This is a genomic window from Amorphus orientalis (assembly GCF_030814015.1).
GTDB lineage: Bacteria > Pseudomonadota > Alphaproteobacteria > Rhizobiales > Amorphaceae > Amorphus > Amorphus orientalis.
Genome location: NZ_JAUSUL010000005.1, coordinates 275,282 through 289,290 on the forward strand (window position 1 = coordinate 275,282; position 14,009 = coordinate 289,290).

A 14,009-nucleotide genomic window follows, 5' to 3' on the forward strand; every position below is an offset into this window, starting at 1 on the left:
TGTAAGGCCAGCGCGGTTTTCGTCAGAAACCGAACATGAAATCTGCCGAGATTTCGGGCACTCTAAAGTCACGAGATCTCCGGCACTCTAAAGTCAATCGACTGACTGTTGCACACTCGCCGCCGCGACCTCCTCCTCGGTCGCGATCCAGCCGTACTCGGCCAGTTCGTCCCGGGTGAAGACGTAGAGCTGGTCCTTGGGCGTGCGCATGGCGTGGACCCAGGCCGCCCCGTCGACGCCCATCTCCACGATCAGCGCGAGCGCATCGGCGCTGATCTCCTGTCCGCTGGCGATCCCGTCGGCCATGGAGCCTTCCTGGTCGGGGGCGGTGTAGGCCTGGTGCACGCCGAGCCAGGCCGGATCGCCGACCGAGCGCGCGGCCCCGCCGGCGAAGACGAGCGGACAGGACGACGCGCAGTAGCCGTTTTCCGGCACCTCCGTCGCGATCCCCTTCTCCCGCAGCGCGCGGGCCATAGCGATGGCATCGCGCACCGAGCCGCCGGGCGAATGCAGCACCAGCGTGGTCAGTTCGTCGCCCTGGCTGTCCAGAAAGGCCGAAAACTCCGACGCGATCCCGGGATCGATGCGGCCGACGGCGCTCGCCCGCCCTTCTGTTCCGCGCCGGAACGTCATGGTCTCCTGCAGCGCTTCCGCACCGGGTGGGCCGGCATGGCCCGGAAGCGCGCCGGGCCCGTCGCCGGGCAGCGCCGGAACGCCGGTCGGCGAATAGCGGCGGACCTGATCGCCGGGCGTTGCCGGCGGCATCGGCACCGGCGACCGGTCCCATTCCGGCACGACGTCGGGGACTGCGCGGCGGGCCGCATCGATACCCGGCCACGCATCGGCGCCGAGCACCACGATGGTGCCGATCAGGAGCAGCGAGAACAGGAGCCGGAGTGCCCCGTCCTCGATCGCCTGAAGGCGGGAGCGGCGGCCGGTCCCGGTCGCGTCGGCGGAACCGGCCATTCCGGCGCCCTACTCCGCCGGCGGCGGGCCGCGCCGCGTTCCGGCTTCGGGGAGACGCGTTATATGAAGCGGCGAATCGCCGTCGTCGCGGGTGCCTGTTTCGCCGGCCCGGGCCTCGTCTTCGGCCTCGATCTCGCGTTCCTCGTCGCGCATGCGGTGATAGATCCGCATCGCCCGCATGAGTTCGGCCGCAGTCATCGAGTGCTCTTCCAGCTCGTCGCCCTCCTCGCGGCGGATCGCCGACTGGACACCGGCCAGGATCAGGATCATCACGGCGGGAAGCAGGTCGATGGAGATCGCGCCGGCCCAGCTCGGCAGGAAGTCGCCGGCATAGCGGACCACCGCCTCCGGCGTGGACAGGGCGGTGAAGCGCAGCGGCTGGACCGGTTCGCGCGCCAGGATGGTGTCGGCCGCCGCCGACAGCGCCTCGGCCTGGGCCTCGACCGCTTCCTGCACCCGTTCGACGACCTCGCTCTGGCGGGCGGCGAGATCGGCCGTGCCGCCGCCGGCCGCGGGCGCTACGAAGGTGGCCGACAGATCTTCCGCCGCGCGCTTGACCGCAGGCGCGATCGAGGTCTGCTGCAGGCTGGCGATCACGCCGGCAAGCGCCACGGCCTCCCGTCCGAACGCGTTGGAGCGCTCCTCAACCGGCCCGCTCGCCGACACGATCGAGCGCATGGCGGCCAGGTTCTCGCCGCCGTCGGCATAGAGCTGGTCGACCACGTCGCGGGAAGCGCGCACCTCGTCGGCGAGGTTCTGCAGATCGGCCGCCATCTGGCGCAGGAGCTGGACCACGGTGCCGGACCCGGACGTGCCGGTGAGCGCGCCGCCGGCCTGCTCCTCCTCGGCCAGCCGCTCGAACCGGGACGAGGCGAGTTCGATATCCGGCAGCAGCCCCTGGGCGGCCAGCGCGTTGGAGTGGGCGGCGTCGAGGCGGTGCTGATACTCCTCCGCCGTCGTCGCCAGATGCTGCTCCAGCGCCGCACCGCCGGCGAGCGCGGCCGCGTTCAGCCACGACGACATGGCGACGATCATGGCGCAGCCGAGGATCAGCGCCACGGACAGGGTGCGGCGGTCCTTCCAGCTCCGCACGTGGGGCAGGAAGAACAGCAGGTAGGACCAGAACGCGTAGATGCCGACCGACACCGCCGTGGAATAGACCACGGCCGCGAAGAACACCGGCAGCCCCTCGCCTTCCAGAAGGTCGCGCACGCCCAGATAGGTGTAGACGCCGGAGGCGAGCGCCAGCACGGCGAGGGTGATGCGGGTCGTGGTGTCGAGCCGGGACAGGCCCGAACGGAGCGCTTGCGACATGGTGGTGCGGAGGCCTCCGGTTCCTGACTGACAAGGAGTTTAGCCCGAGATCGTTCCCCCCGTCGCGGCGGAACTGTGGCGTTTGCCGCCATCCCGCTCAAGATTTCCGGAGCAAGGATCGGGTTGGTGTCGCTGTCGCATTGGGTTAGAAGGTCGATCTGGGTGATCGTCGATGGCCGGTCTGGACGTCATCGACTTCGTTGAGCCGGGTCGGATGCCACACGCGATCGATGTGAGTCTGGATGCGTCGATCGACGCGGTCATGGCGCTGCAGGCGGACGTGGACGCGTTCAGCGAGACCCACGACCTGTCGCCGCGCACGACCTACGTCCTGCAGCTCATTCTCGAGGAGCTCCTGACCAACGTCGTCAACCATGGCTACGAGGGTCAGCCGGACGGGACGGTCATCGTGCGACTGTCGCGGGAGAACGAGTTGACGGTCGGCGAGATCATCGATTCAGGACGCGCCTTCGACCCCACGGGCCGGGCCGATCCCGACACGTCGGCTCCGCTCGACGACCGGCCGATCGGCGGTCTCGGCGTGCATCTCTCCCGCACGCTTGCCAACGAACTCACCTACGAACGCGTCGACGACCGGAACGTGGTCCGCTTCACCGTGTCAGACGACGCCCCACCGCCGAAGATGGAGAACAGCCAGTGAGTGGCCTCAGCGTAGCCGAAGACGAGGTCGACGACGTCGCGGTGCTCGCGCCCGCCGGCCGGATCGACAGCACGAACGCGAAATCCTTCGAAGCCCTGGTCCTGCAGAAGGTGCAGGAGGGCAAGACCGGGATCGTGATGGATTTCGGCGACCTGGAGTATATCTCCAGCGCCGGGCTGCGGGTTGTCCTGATCGCCGGCAAGAAGGTGAAGGCGGAGGGCGGCGTGCTGGCGCTCTGCCGGCTGAGCCCCACCATCCGCGACGTGTTCGAGATCTCCGGGTTCATCTCGCTGTTCCCGGTGGTCGAGACCCGCGAAGAAGCCATCGCGGCCGCAAAGGGATAACGCCTGCCGCGGCGCCGGTCAGGTGCCGCGTTCGGTGAAGCCCAGCTCTGGCCGGGCGTCGTCGCCGAGCCGGAACCGGGTGGCGCAGTAGCCGGCCTGAAACAGGCTCCGCGACCCGTCCAGATCGCCGAGGTCGCCCCAGATTTCCGGTTCGACCGCCTCGGCCTCGCGCACCTGGCGATGCAGGACGTAGCGCAGGCCGTAGGACTTGCGCAGCCCGTCGACCACCCGGAAGCCTTCCTTCAGAAGATTGCGGATGCTGGCGATATTGCCCGGGGCCGCCGTCGCCACCACGTGGCCGGCGCCGCGCCGGCGGGCATGGTCCAGCCGTTCGCGGATCAGCACGCGCTGCAGGGAGCGGGTCCAGTATTCCGGGTGCACCGCCGCCCCGTCGACCACGAAGAGAACGCCGGCCTCGGGCACGACACGGGCGAGGCCCTCCCGGTCGCCCATGCCGTCGCGCTCGGGCCGGAGCATCCCGTAGCCGGCCAGCCGCCGGTGCTCGATCAGCCCGAGGATCTCGCCGCCCATGTCGAACATGCGGTTGAAGGTCTCCGGCCCGTCCGGACGGACCAGTTCCGAGCGCGGCATCGCGGCGAGCGCGGCCCGGTGGACGGCGACGATGTCGCCGATATCGGCGCGCCCGAGCTCCACCGTCTCGATATCGTCCGTGGACTGGAGCACCGCTGCCGTTGCCATCTCAGCCTCTGATGACCTCGGCGTAGTTCAGCATCGCGAGCGGCGGATACAGCTTCAGGTCGGTCGCGTACTTCATGTTGATGATCAGCGAGAACCGCTTCAGCGTCTCGATCGGAATGTCGCGCGGCGGAACCTTGTTCACCAGGATCTGCTCGGCCTTGTAGGCGGTGAGCTGGCCCAGCGAATAGTAGCGGCTGACCAGGCTGAGGAGCGCGTACTTGGAGATCAGTTCCGTCGCCGAGAAGCCGGGAATGCCGTGCTTCGTGGCCGCCGGCGCGACCTTGTCCATGTTGCTGCCGAGGAAGGTGTCGGGGAGATAGTAGAGCCACTCCGCGCCCTCTTCCGCCAGTTCGCCGACCAGATCGCCGGCGCCTTCGGCCGTGGGCTTGCCCTCGGCATCGAGCGCGAACTGCCGCTCCACCAGCTTGAAATCCATTTCCGACGCCACCTCGCGCAGGCTCGCCACCGTGGTGACGGAGTTCTGCTCGTTCGGCGTGTAGAGCACGCCCAGGACCTTGAAGGGCCGATAGGACTGCATCGCCCGCACCTGGGCGGCCGGCGGCACGACGTGGGAGGTGCCTGTGATGTTGCGCTCCGACGATTCGAAGCTCGGCACGATGCCCGAGGCGACCGGCGCAGTGACCAGCGTGAACACGCCCGGGATCTCGGTGATGTCCGTCTTCGGATCGGCATCGGCGTACTTGCCGAAGGTCGCGATGGTGACCGGTGTCCCCCAGGAATAGACGAGGTCCGGCTTCATCTCCTTGGCCTCCTGGACGAAGGCCTCGACGCGGGAGGGATCGAGATCGGCGTTCCGGCGCTCGATCTGCACGGGGATCTCGCGCTGGTAGAGATATTCGGCAAACCCGCGCTCGACGTCGGTTTCCCCGCGATAGAGGATCTGGAAGACCACGAAGGGCGACTGGTCCGAGGTCGCCTGGGCGCGAGCCGGACGGATCAGCGGCAGCGAGGACCCGGACAAGGCCAGGGCGCCGCCGCCGGCAAGCAGCGATCGTCTCGTGATGAACCGGCGGTCCATTCGACCGTTCTCCTCTAGCCCGTCAATTGGGCGACTTGGCCGGCGTCATGGCCGGGGCGCTGCCGCCGCCAACCATGACCGTCACGGCGAGCGCGACGCCCCCGACCGCGACGATGGCGCTGGTGACCCAGATCGCCATATCGACACCATACAACCCCCATATGAACGCGAACACAGCCGGCCCGAGGGCGTTGCCCGTCCGCTCGATCAGCCGGAAGATACCGTAGAGCCCGCCCTGGGACAGGTCCGGTGCGTAGCGCGCGCCCAGTTCGCCGACGAGCGCCGATTGCGGCGTGATCGACAGGCCCTGCGCAACGCCGATCTGAAGCACCGCGATCGCCGCTCCCCACGGCGCGGGCCACAGATAGATCTGCCCGACCGCAAGCGCGCTCACGATCGCGCCGGCGACGACGAACGGCACCCGTCCCCCTCCCCGGTCGCTCAGCCGCGACACCAGCGGAATGAGGACGACCATGGCCAGGCCGTAGAGCATCAAAACGTGGCCGATGGTGGCGGAATCGAAGCCCTCCGCCGAAAGCACCAGCGGCAGATAGTAGAAGCAGAAGCCGATCAGGATCATCTTGGCCGGCAGGGCGCAGCCGACCAGCAGGGCGACCAGCGCCGGCTTTTTGAGGACCACCAGCGCCTGGCGCAGTCGCATCGGATTGCCCCGGCCCTTCAGCCCGGGCGGATCCTCCGGCAGCGCAGCGATGGCGCAGATGGCGGAGGCCAGGCACATGGCGGCGGCGACCAGGAACGCCGCCGTCGTGCCGATCCGGTCGGCGACCACACCGCCGATCGGCGGCCCACAGACCATCGCCACCATGATGGCGGAGACGAACAGGCCGAGCCCGCGGCCGCGGTTCGCCGCCCCCGTCCGGTCGACGATGAAGCCCTGGGCCGCGACGAAGACGATCGCCAGCGCCAGCGCCGTGACCGACCGCCAGATGATCAGCTCGATCATGTTGCCCACATAGGCGGTGCCGACGAAGCCGATCAAAGCGAGAAGCGCGCCGACCCCCATCGAGCGCGACCGGCCGATCCGCTCGGTGACGTTGTTGAGCGTCGGCTGGGCGATCGCCACGATTGCCATGAAGATGACGATCGGCAGCGAGATGACCATCTCGATGGAGAGGCCGGCGATCGGCTCGGCGAAGCTCTCGATATAGGTGGGCAGGAACGGACGGGTGAGTTCCTCGGCGAGGAAGAACAGGAACACGGGCGCCTTCACGGCCAGAAGCGTGCCGGGCGGATCGGTGCGCTCTGCCCCCAGCCGGTAGCGCCGGCCGATCTCGTCGAGCTCACCGGCCACCGCCGTCGCGCCCTCGCGCTCCGCCTCCGTCGCGAGCCGGGCCTGGGTGGCCCGCAACCGTTCGGTTTCCTGATCGATGTTGGCGACCTCGACGGCCAGCGGACCGCTGCCGGCGACAGGCGGATGCGGCCGGAAATCGCCCGACCGGATCGACGCGATGCGTCGCGCCAGACCGCTCAGCACCGACGCGGACGGCAGGGTGAACGCGAACGACAGGAGTTGCAGCGCCACCAGGAACGAGACCAGAAGCAGCACGGCCATGTCCAGCCAGATGCTCTGGATCAGCGTCTGGGCGACCACGTTGGGGATGCCGATCACGACCGACGCTTCGGTCTGTCCGTCGACGACGACGGGCGTCTCGACGGTCCGCATCTCCCGGGAGAGCGCGGCCACCGTGTCGCCCGCGCCGGCCAGCGACGGGGCGACGGAGAGCGCGGTCGCCCGGCCATCGGGGCCCACCAGCGCGACGAAGCCGAACTCGTCGTTGCGCGCCAGCATCGTCTCGAAGACCGGCTCGACACCGCGCAGGTCGTCGAGCGCGATTTCGTAGGACAGCGCCTGGGCGACCTGTCCGGCAAGTGTGCGGCCGTCGACGTCGGCCTTTTCGTCCAGCGCGGGCAGCAGAAGGGATTCCGCGCCGCGGATCGACTGCCAGGAGATCACGCCGAGCGCGGCGACCAGGACCGCGATGACGAAGCCGAGAATGAGGACGTCGAAACGGCGCATGGCTCAGGCCCCCCGACCGGCGAGGCGCGGTTCCAGCGCCCGCTGGGCGCGATCGACCGCGTCGATGTCCGCCAGGGTCTCTTCCGGAACCTCGACGCCTGCGCTCGTGGTCCCGGTGCGCGAGACCCGCCGGCCGAACCATGACAGAAGCACCCACACCGCCACGATGGAGAGGGCGAGAGCCGCCGCTGCGGTCGCGATGGTGGTGTTCAGGATGCGCGTGCGGAGAAGATCCAGCTGAGCCTCGATCGCCGCGCGCGATTCCCGCACGACGACGCGGCCCTGAACCGTGTCGAAGGCGCTGCGGATCTCGGCCGACTGGCCCTGAAGGAGATCCGGGGCCGTCTCGGCGTTCGGACCAGCGCGCTCGGGATCACTGGAAAACAGAACACCGCCGGTCGGGCCGACGACGTCGATGGAGACCATCATCGGGTCCGATTCGACCTCGCGCGCCAGCAGCGGCTGCAGGGTGGTCTGGCCGGCGAGCGGCAGGCCGAAGCTCAGCGCCGTCTCGGCATCTTCCGCGATCCGCGCCGCCGCGCTCATATGGCGCTCGCCGATCATGTCCTCGTAGGTCCGTCGGATGCTGCCGTAATTGAGGTAGCCGCCCAGCGCCAGCGTCGCCAGCACGACCGGCGACAGCATCAGCACCAGAACGACGGCCGTTCCGACTATTCCCGGGTGGTTTCGTGCACTCACGACGCTTCGTCGTCCGCTCTCTACGTCAATCCGCGTCCTGGCGCGGACCAGTCCGCCCCTTTGACCTTTCCCGAGCCTTGCCGCCGGCCTGGGCCGGGGTGCAGCGGGCGGGAAAGACCGGCCCCAAAAAATCGAAAATATCGCTAGCACACTTGCCGAGTCCGCACCAACGCGGCATGGAACGCGGGAATCGATCCTGTTCGCGACAGGGCGGCAGCGCTAGTATCGCCGCCGCCTCCCATCGGGACATCGAGCTGCGATGAGCACACCCCTACGCACCAGCATCATAGTGACGACGGCTGGACTTCTGGGCCTAGTGCTCATGTTCGCCGGGCTCACCCGGACCCTGGAGCGCGGGGAAAACAACGTCACCGAGGCCCGGCTCCATTTCATTCTCGCCGACCTCGACGGGACGATCGAGCGCAATCTGGGCCTCGGACTGCCGCTCAGCGAACTGCAGCCCATCGAGCGGGTGCTTGAGCGCACCGTGTCCGCGAACGAATCGATCCTGGCCATCGAGGTCTTCAGCCCGACCGGCGTCGCCCTTTATTCCACCGACCGCGGCGCCGTCGGCGAACGCATCCCGGAAGCCTGGCGCACCGCCATCAACGAGCGCGCGTCGTCCGGGCCGTTTCGCGTCATCGACCGCAACACGCTGGTGATGGGGACGTCCGTCGAGAACGATTTCGGTCAGGTCGCCGGCTGGGTCGCGCTTATCCTGGAGGATTCGGTGCTCGCCCAGCCGGGCGGACGCCTGCCCGACGTGCTCAGGCGCACGTGGCCCTATATCATCGGAGGCCTCGTGTTCTTCGTGGGCTTCGGGCTTGCCGTCGGCGCCGCCGTTCGCGCGCACATCCATAAGATCGTCGTCTCGGTGGAAGCCGAAAGCGAGGAACCCGCCACCCGCAGTGCGCTGTCGCTTGCCCTTCCCCCGCTTGTCAGGGAAGTTCACGTGGCCGGCCGAACCATCGACACGTCTCTTTCCGCCCTCCGTAAAATCGACGACGAGATCTGATCGCCATGCATGCAAGCGGATCACGCGCCTCTGACCGGGTCGCGGGCCTTGTCGGCTTGGTGCTGTCGATTGCGGTCGGCGCGGTCTTCGCGCTGGTGCTTCTGGCCTCGCTGAGGAGCGAGGAAGCCCGTCTCTACGAAGCCTCCCGGATGGTCGCGACCTCGATCGCCCAGTCGATCAGCGACGTGGTGCAGCGGGCCGTGCAGGTGGGCATCCCAATCAAAGACCTGACCGGCGTGGACCCCTATCTTTCCGGCATCATCGACGCCAACGAGGAGGTCGACGCGGTCGCCATCAGCGACGCCAACGGCGAGATCCTGTTCCGCGCCGGGAAACCGGCGGAGGAGACGGAAGCGGACGCGGTGTCGGTTCCGGTGGCGGTCGGCAACAGAACCGTCGGCCGAATCCTCGTCACCCCCAAGTTCGTCGCCGTGGCGACGGTCCGGCACGACATCGCCGCCCTCGCGCTGGCCAGCAGCATCCTGGCCGGTCTTCTGGGCGGGCTCTGGTTCCGGCTGCACCGGCTGGAGGAGATCGACCTCCCCTCCGCCCGGCTGGTGGTGGCCTGCCGGGCCGCGGCCCGGGGCAATTTCGCGGACTACAGCAGCCCGCCCGAAAACAGTCCGCTGCGCCGGCTCGGCACGCGGATCGCCCGACTGACCGCCCCGGTGCGCCGCAAGGCCCGCGACGCCTACGCGCTTGCCGACGAAATCCTGGCGATCGACGTCACCGGTGCCTTCACCTCCCGGGTGCAGGACGCGCTGGCGCCGCTTTCCGCCTACCGCTTCGATCATCTGACGCAACCCTACCGGCGGGCAGGCTGGGGCGGCTGGATCGTCCTGCCGATGCTCGTGGCCGCCGAGGCGACGGCCCCCCTGGTCGGCAACTTCATGGCCGACCGGATCGGCCCCGAGCCGATCGCCCAGCTCTATGTCGGCGGCGGGTTCATCGCCGAGGCGCTCGGACGGCTTCTGGCGATCCCGGTGGTGCTGCTGATCGCCGCGCGGCTGCCACGCGCCGGCATGGTCGCGGGGCTCCTGCTCGCGGCCGTCGGGATCGGCTCGACCTACTGGAACCACGATCCCTACCAGTTCGCCGTGGCCCGCTTCGCGGCCGGGTTCGGCATCTGGCTCGCGGCGTGGAGCGCCCTGACGCGCGAGGGAACGGCGCGGCGCCTGCCATGGCGCGCCGCTCTCCTGCTTCTGTGCGCCTGGGGGATCGGCCCCGTCCTCGGTGCCCTGATCGCCGAGTTCTTCGGCCGCCGGATGGCGTTCCTGATCACCGGCATCGCGACGGCGATCCTCGCGCTCGTCTGCCTCACCCAGCCCTGGCGCGGAACCAGCCGCGCGTCCCTCTCCTGGCGCGGCCCACCGCTGCCCGCACTTCTCGCCCTGGTCGCCGTGATGGCCGTAACCGTCGCCTGGCTTCAGATCCACGTCGCCCTGTTCATGCCGATCCGCTATTCCCTGCTCGCGCTGCATTTCGCCCTTGCGGGCGCGGCAATGTCGGTCCCGTGGTGGACCGGGCTCCGCCTGCAGCTGCCGGTCAGTGCGAGCATCGCGCTGGCGGCCGTTGTGGCCTACCTGCTCGCACCTGTTCCGGTCTGGCCGATATCGGTCGCGGTCGGATTCGGGTTCGGGGCGGTGATCGCGGGGCTCGGCGCCCAGGGCTTCCGGATGGCCTCGGCGACAGCCATGATCGCCGGGTTCATGCTCGCCGGGATCGCATCCGTTGTCGGCTTCATCCTGAACCTGGAGCCGCTGTCGATCGTGTGCGTCCTCGCGGCGGCGCTGGTCCTGACGGCAGCCGCGACGTCGGCGCGGACGGGCGCGCGCCGGACGCAGCCGTCCACCCAGTCAGGATAGGCTAGATGCTGTTACGCTCGCGCATCACGATCTTCCTCTCCGTCGCCTTCCTGCTGGTGATCGCGGCGCTGGTTGCGCTCGGCCTCGCCCGCATCCGGCTGGAACAGGAGCGCCTCGCCCACATCGCCATCGAGAGCCAGAGTTCGCTGTGGACCAGCCTGGTGAACGAGGAGGCCGACGACCTGAACACCATCGCCCGGGCCCTGGTGAAGAACATCAACGACCGCAACACGGCGCTGGACCGCGGCCCGCTCGGGCAGACGATCCAGACTGCCGACGAGGCGCCGTCCCACGGCTACGAGATCCAGGTCGTCGATACCAACGGGCAGATTCTCTACTCCAACCGGCCCGAGCTGAACGCCCTGCCGCTCGTGGACGCCGCCGCCTCGGAAATGATCGAGCAGTCGCGGAAAAGCCTCGGCGGCCTGCGCCAGGAGAACCCGGAGCGCTACGTCATCGCGGCGGCCGTCCCCATCGTCCGCGACGGGTCGGTTGAAGCGATCCTGACGGTGGCGACGGATGCAAAAGGCGTTCTGAGCCACTTCACCCAGACGATCCACGAACCGAGCTATCTGGTTTCGCTGCGCGGCAACATGGTGGAGGGCACTGCGCCGCTGATCTGGAAGAAGGTCCAGCCGTCGCTGCCGCCGCGCGAGGCCGATGCCGCGGTGGTGCGGGCCGGCGAGCACATCTTCTATGCCACCGGCGTGCCGGTCACCGACTTCACCGGCGGCGTCACCGGCGCGCTGGTCACCCTGCGCGATTCCACCGAACGGCTTGAGTCCAGCCAGCGCCTGCAGACCACGGGCCTCGTCCTGATCGCCGCCTTCACGCTGATCGTGCTTCTGATCCTCTACTTCTATCTGCGTCACGCGTTCCGGCCGCTGGAGCGCGCGATCGCCATCCTGGAGGGGCTCTCCAAGGGCGACGTCAACCAGACCATCGAGGAGACCGGCAGCGGCGAGATCCGCAAGATCGCCGAGGCGGTGGCGGTGTTCCGGCAGAACACCATCGCTCTCCAGGAGCAGCGCCAGCAGATCGAACGCCAGCGCCGGCGCGAGGAACGGGTGATCCGCCGCCAGCTCGAACGGCTCGCCGAGACGCTGGAGGCGGAGGGCCGCGCGGAGATCATGGACGACCTGCAGGCGGCCGTGCAGCGCCAGGCGCCGACCAAGCGCAGCTCCAAGCAGCGCCGCGACGACCAGCTCAGCGTGCTGGCGACGGTCCTGCAGCGCATGTCGGCGCGCATCGCCGATCAGCACATGCGGCTGACCGAACTGATCAAGGAGCTGCAGGAAGCCATCATCACCCGGGCCCGGCTGGCGGGTCTGGAACAGGAGCTGGAGATCGCCCGGGAGCTGCAGCAGTCCTTCCTGCCGCATCCGCTGCCGCCCCACCCCTCGTTCCAGATCCACGGCGTGATGAAGACGGCCAAGGAGGTCGGCGGCGACTTCTACGACTACTTCATGATCGACGAGCGCCGGCTCGGCATCGCGGTGGCCGACGTCTCCGGCAAGGGCGTACCGGCCGCCCTGTTCATGGCGATCACCCGCACGCTGGTGAAGGCGACGGCCCTGTTCACGACGTCGCCCGCGGCGGCGATGAGCCAGGTCAACGACTTCATGGCCGAGGACAACGAGCAGATGATGTTCGTGACCCTGTTTTACGGCGTGCTGGACCTGCAGACGGGGGACTTCACCTACTGCAACGCCGGGCACAACCCGCCCTATCTGGTGTCCCCGGACAGCGGGTCAGCGACCGCGCTCGAGCGCACCAACGACCCGGCCCTGGCGGTGCTGGAGGGGCACGACTACCGGGAACGGTCGATCACCTTCCAGGCGGGCGACACCCTCTTTCTGTTCACCGACGGCGTGACGGAAGCGTTCGACATCGACGGCAACGCCTACGGCGAGGAGCGCCTGGAAACCCTCCTCGACGAGACGGCCAACGGCTCGTCGGTCGACGCTCTCGGCCCGGCCGTGCTCGACGCGATCCACGCCTTCGAGCGCGGCGCCGACCAGGCCGACGACATCACCTGCCTGACGTTCCGCTATTTCGGGCCGGCGACCTTGGAAGGCTCCAGTCCGGGCGCGATCCAGACACCGTCCCAGTCCTCCGGCGGCGGCGTCTCGCTGTAGTGCTTCAGGCGACCCGCCATCACCTTGGCCGACCAGTCGGCCGGATCCAGCTTCAGGCATTCGGCGAAGCAGTCTGAGGCGCGGTCCCAGTCCCGGGCCCGCATGGCGGCAAGGCCCGCCTCATGATGCCCAGCGATCTCCCGGGCCGTGTCGCTGACCTCGCCGGGACGCCCCAGCAGCGCAAACACGCTTTCGGCGTGGGCCGAGCCGCGTGGAACGATGCGGTCCAGTTCGCGGAAGACGAGCTGGTCGCCGACGCGTTGTGCCGTCGCCTCCGACACGATGATGGGATGGCCGAGCCGCTTGGCGGCTTCCTGCAGCCGGGCGGCAAGGTTCACCGCATGACCGATGACCGTGTAGTTGCGGCTCGCGTCCGGTCCGACATCCCCGGCGATCACCTGTCCGGTGGCGACCCCGATGACGGCATCCATCCGGCGGGCATCGGCGAAGCCGGCGTCCGCCAGCTCCAGCCGCAGGCCTTCCAGCGCCTCGTACTGACCGAGGGCGGCCGTGCAGGCATCGATCGCCTGGGTCTCCGCATCGGTGAACGGCGGCCCCCAGCAGGCCATCACGGCGTCGCCGATATATTTGTCGGTGATGCCGCCGGCGGCCCCGATCGGCTTTGTCATGGCGGCCAGGAACCGGTTGAGGAGGTCGATCAGCGCGTCCGGCTCCAGGCGCTCGGTCCAGCCGGTGAAGTCGCGCATGTCGACGAAGGAGATCGTCATGTCCTCGCGCCGGCTGGAGGTCCCGTCGAGCTCGCCCTGGGTCAGGATCCGCTCGACGATGCGCGGGTCCACGTAGGCGCCAAAGAGCCGCTTGATCTTGCGCCGCTTGCGCTCCTCGGTGATGTCGGAAAAGACCACGACGACGCCGAGCCGCTCCTCCTCGCCCGCGACGTCCTCGGCAACCAGGAAGCTGGAGGAGACGAACAGGTTGACCATGCGTCCGTCGACGGCCAGCGCGATCTCGATGGAGTGCGTGGTTTCGGCGTCATAGACCGCCCGGAACACGACCTCGTTGAAATCGTCGAAGCTTTCCTCCGTCAGGAAGACCTCGCCGAACGATCGGCCGACCACGGTTTCCGGGTCCTTGCCGAGAATGCGGCCCGCTGCGGCGTTGAACGTCAGGATGCGGCCGGTGAGGTCGATCGTGACGACCCCGTCGCGCATGCTTTCCAGGATTCGTTCGGAAACGAGCGCCTCTCGGCGCTGGGTGTCGAAACTCACGT

General features: G+C 68.7%; 12 protein-coding genes. 5 read left to right on the top strand and 7 right to left on the bottom strand.

What is annotated here, in order from left to right:
* Nucleotides 1-93: 93 nt before the first annotated feature.
* Both J2S73_RS20005 and J2S73_RS20010 read right to left on the bottom strand, forming a co-directional pair.
* Nucleotides 94-966: a COG3904 family protein gene (locus tag J2S73_RS20005; RefSeq protein ID WP_306887457.1), complete on the bottom strand. Its 873-nt coding sequence runs from the start codon at nucleotides 964-966 to the stop codon at nucleotides 94-96.
* 9 nt (nucleotides 967-975) lie between these two features.
* Complete coding sequence (locus tag J2S73_RS20010) at nucleotides 976-2,280, bottom strand: hypothetical protein (protein ID WP_306887458.1); 1,305 nt, start codon at nucleotides 2,278-2,280, stop codon at nucleotides 976-978.
* Nucleotides 2,281-2,452: 172 nt separating this feature from the next.
* On the opposite strand from J2S73_RS20010, the gene J2S73_RS20015 reads away from it, so the two are divergent.
* Together J2S73_RS20015 and J2S73_RS20020 are read left to right on the top strand one after the other, a co-directional pair.
* Entirely contained in the window at nucleotides 2,453-2,941 is a 489-nt protein-coding gene (locus J2S73_RS20015; RefSeq protein ID WP_306887459.1) for an ATP-binding protein, read from the top strand.
* On the top strand, nucleotides 2,938-3,285 hold the full coding sequence (locus tag J2S73_RS20020) for an STAS domain-containing protein (RefSeq protein ID WP_306887460.1): 348 nt from the start codon (nucleotides 2,938-2,940) through the stop codon (nucleotides 3,283-3,285). The genes J2S73_RS20015 and J2S73_RS20020 overlap by 4 nt, the downstream gene beginning before the upstream one ends.
* An 18-nt stretch (nucleotides 3,286-3,303) precedes the next feature.
* Here J2S73_RS20020 and J2S73_RS20025 read toward each other — a convergent pair whose 3' ends face one another.
* Genes J2S73_RS20025 through J2S73_RS20040 form a run of 4 tightly spaced genes read right to left on the bottom strand, consistent with a single transcriptional unit; the run spans nucleotide 3,304 to nucleotide 7,760 of the window.
* The gene (locus J2S73_RS20025; protein WP_306887461.1) at nucleotides 3,304-3,984 is read right to left on the bottom strand and encodes a GNAT family N-acetyltransferase; all 681 of its coding nucleotides are present in this window, start codon (nucleotides 3,982-3,984) and stop codon (nucleotides 3,304-3,306) included.
* Nucleotide 3,985: 1 nt separating this feature from the next.
* Nucleotides 3,986-5,023, bottom strand: a complete 1,038-nt coding sequence (locus J2S73_RS20030; RefSeq protein ID WP_306887462.1) for an ABC transporter substrate-binding protein — start codon at nucleotides 5,021-5,023, stop codon at nucleotides 3,986-3,988.
* Between the two features lie 22 nt (nucleotides 5,024-5,045).
* On the bottom strand, nucleotides 5,046-7,061 hold the full coding sequence (locus J2S73_RS20035) for an MFS transporter (RefSeq protein WP_306887463.1): 2,016 nt from the start codon (nucleotides 7,059-7,061) through the stop codon (nucleotides 5,046-5,048).
* Nucleotides 7,062-7,064: 3 nt separating this feature from the next.
* Nucleotides 7,065-7,760 carry a hypothetical protein gene (locus J2S73_RS20040; RefSeq protein ID WP_306887464.1) on the bottom strand — a complete coding sequence of 232 codons (696 nt, stop codon included), beginning with the start codon at nucleotides 7,758-7,760 and terminating at the stop codon, nucleotides 7,065-7,067.
* A gap of 259 nt (nucleotides 7,761-8,019) precedes the next feature.
* Between J2S73_RS20040 and J2S73_RS20045 the strand changes: the two genes are divergently transcribed.
* Genes J2S73_RS20045 through J2S73_RS20055 form a run of 3 tightly spaced genes read left to right on the top strand, consistent with a single transcriptional unit; the run spans nucleotide 8,020 to nucleotide 12,778 of the window.
* Entirely contained in the window at nucleotides 8,020-8,775 is a 756-nt protein-coding gene (locus J2S73_RS20045; RefSeq protein ID WP_306887465.1) for a hypothetical protein, read from the top strand.
* A gap of 5 nt (nucleotides 8,776-8,780) precedes the next feature.
* Nucleotides 8,781-10,640, top strand: coding sequence for an MFS transporter (locus tag J2S73_RS20050; protein WP_306887466.1), 1,860 nt, complete (start codon nucleotides 8,781-8,783; stop codon nucleotides 10,638-10,640).
* 5 nt (nucleotides 10,641-10,645) lie between these two features.
* Nucleotides 10,646-12,778 (top strand): PP2C family protein-serine/threonine phosphatase, encoded by a 2,133-nt coding sequence (locus J2S73_RS20055; protein WP_306887467.1) that lies wholly within the window; start codon nucleotides 10,646-10,648, stop codon nucleotides 12,776-12,778.
* Here J2S73_RS20055 and J2S73_RS20060 read toward each other — a convergent pair.
* Nucleotides 12,691-14,007, bottom strand: a complete 1,317-nt coding sequence (locus tag J2S73_RS20060; RefSeq protein WP_306887468.1) for an adenylate/guanylate cyclase domain-containing protein — start codon at nucleotides 14,005-14,007, stop codon at nucleotides 12,691-12,693. The two genes, J2S73_RS20055 and J2S73_RS20060, sit on opposite strands and share 88 nt — an antisense overlap.
* Nucleotides 14,008-14,009 lie beyond the last annotated feature (2 nt).

Coding starts and splice junctions, on each gene's coding strand:
- J2S73_RS20010 (WP_306887458.1), bottom strand. CDS start 2,280: ATGTCGCAAGCGCTCCGTTCGGGCCTGTCCCGGCTCGACACCACGACC.
- J2S73_RS20015 (WP_306887459.1), top strand. CDS start 2,453: ATGGCCGGTCTGGACGTCATCGACTTCGTTGAGCCGGGTCGGATGCCA.
- J2S73_RS20025 (WP_306887461.1), bottom strand. CDS start 3,984: ATGGCAACGGCAGCGGTGCTCCAGTCCACGGACGATATCGAGACGGTG.
- J2S73_RS20050 (WP_306887466.1), top strand. CDS start 8,781: ATGCATGCAAGCGGATCACGCGCCTCTGACCGGGTCGCGGGCCTTGTC.
- J2S73_RS20005 (WP_306887457.1), bottom strand. CDS start 966: ATGGCCGGTTCCGCCGACGCGACCGGGACCGGCCGCCGCTCCCGCCTT.
- J2S73_RS20045 (WP_306887465.1), top strand. CDS start 8,020: ATGAGCACACCCCTACGCACCAGCATCATAGTGACGACGGCTGGACTT.
- J2S73_RS20035 (WP_306887463.1), bottom strand. CDS start 7,061: ATGCGCCGTTTCGACGTCCTCATTCTCGGCTTCGTCATCGCGGTCCTG.
- J2S73_RS20030 (WP_306887462.1), bottom strand. CDS start 5,023: ATGGACCGCCGGTTCATCACGAGACGATCGCTGCTTGCCGGCGGCGGC.
- J2S73_RS20055 (WP_306887467.1), top strand. CDS start 10,646: ATGCTGTTACGCTCGCGCATCACGATCTTCCTCTCCGTCGCCTTCCTG.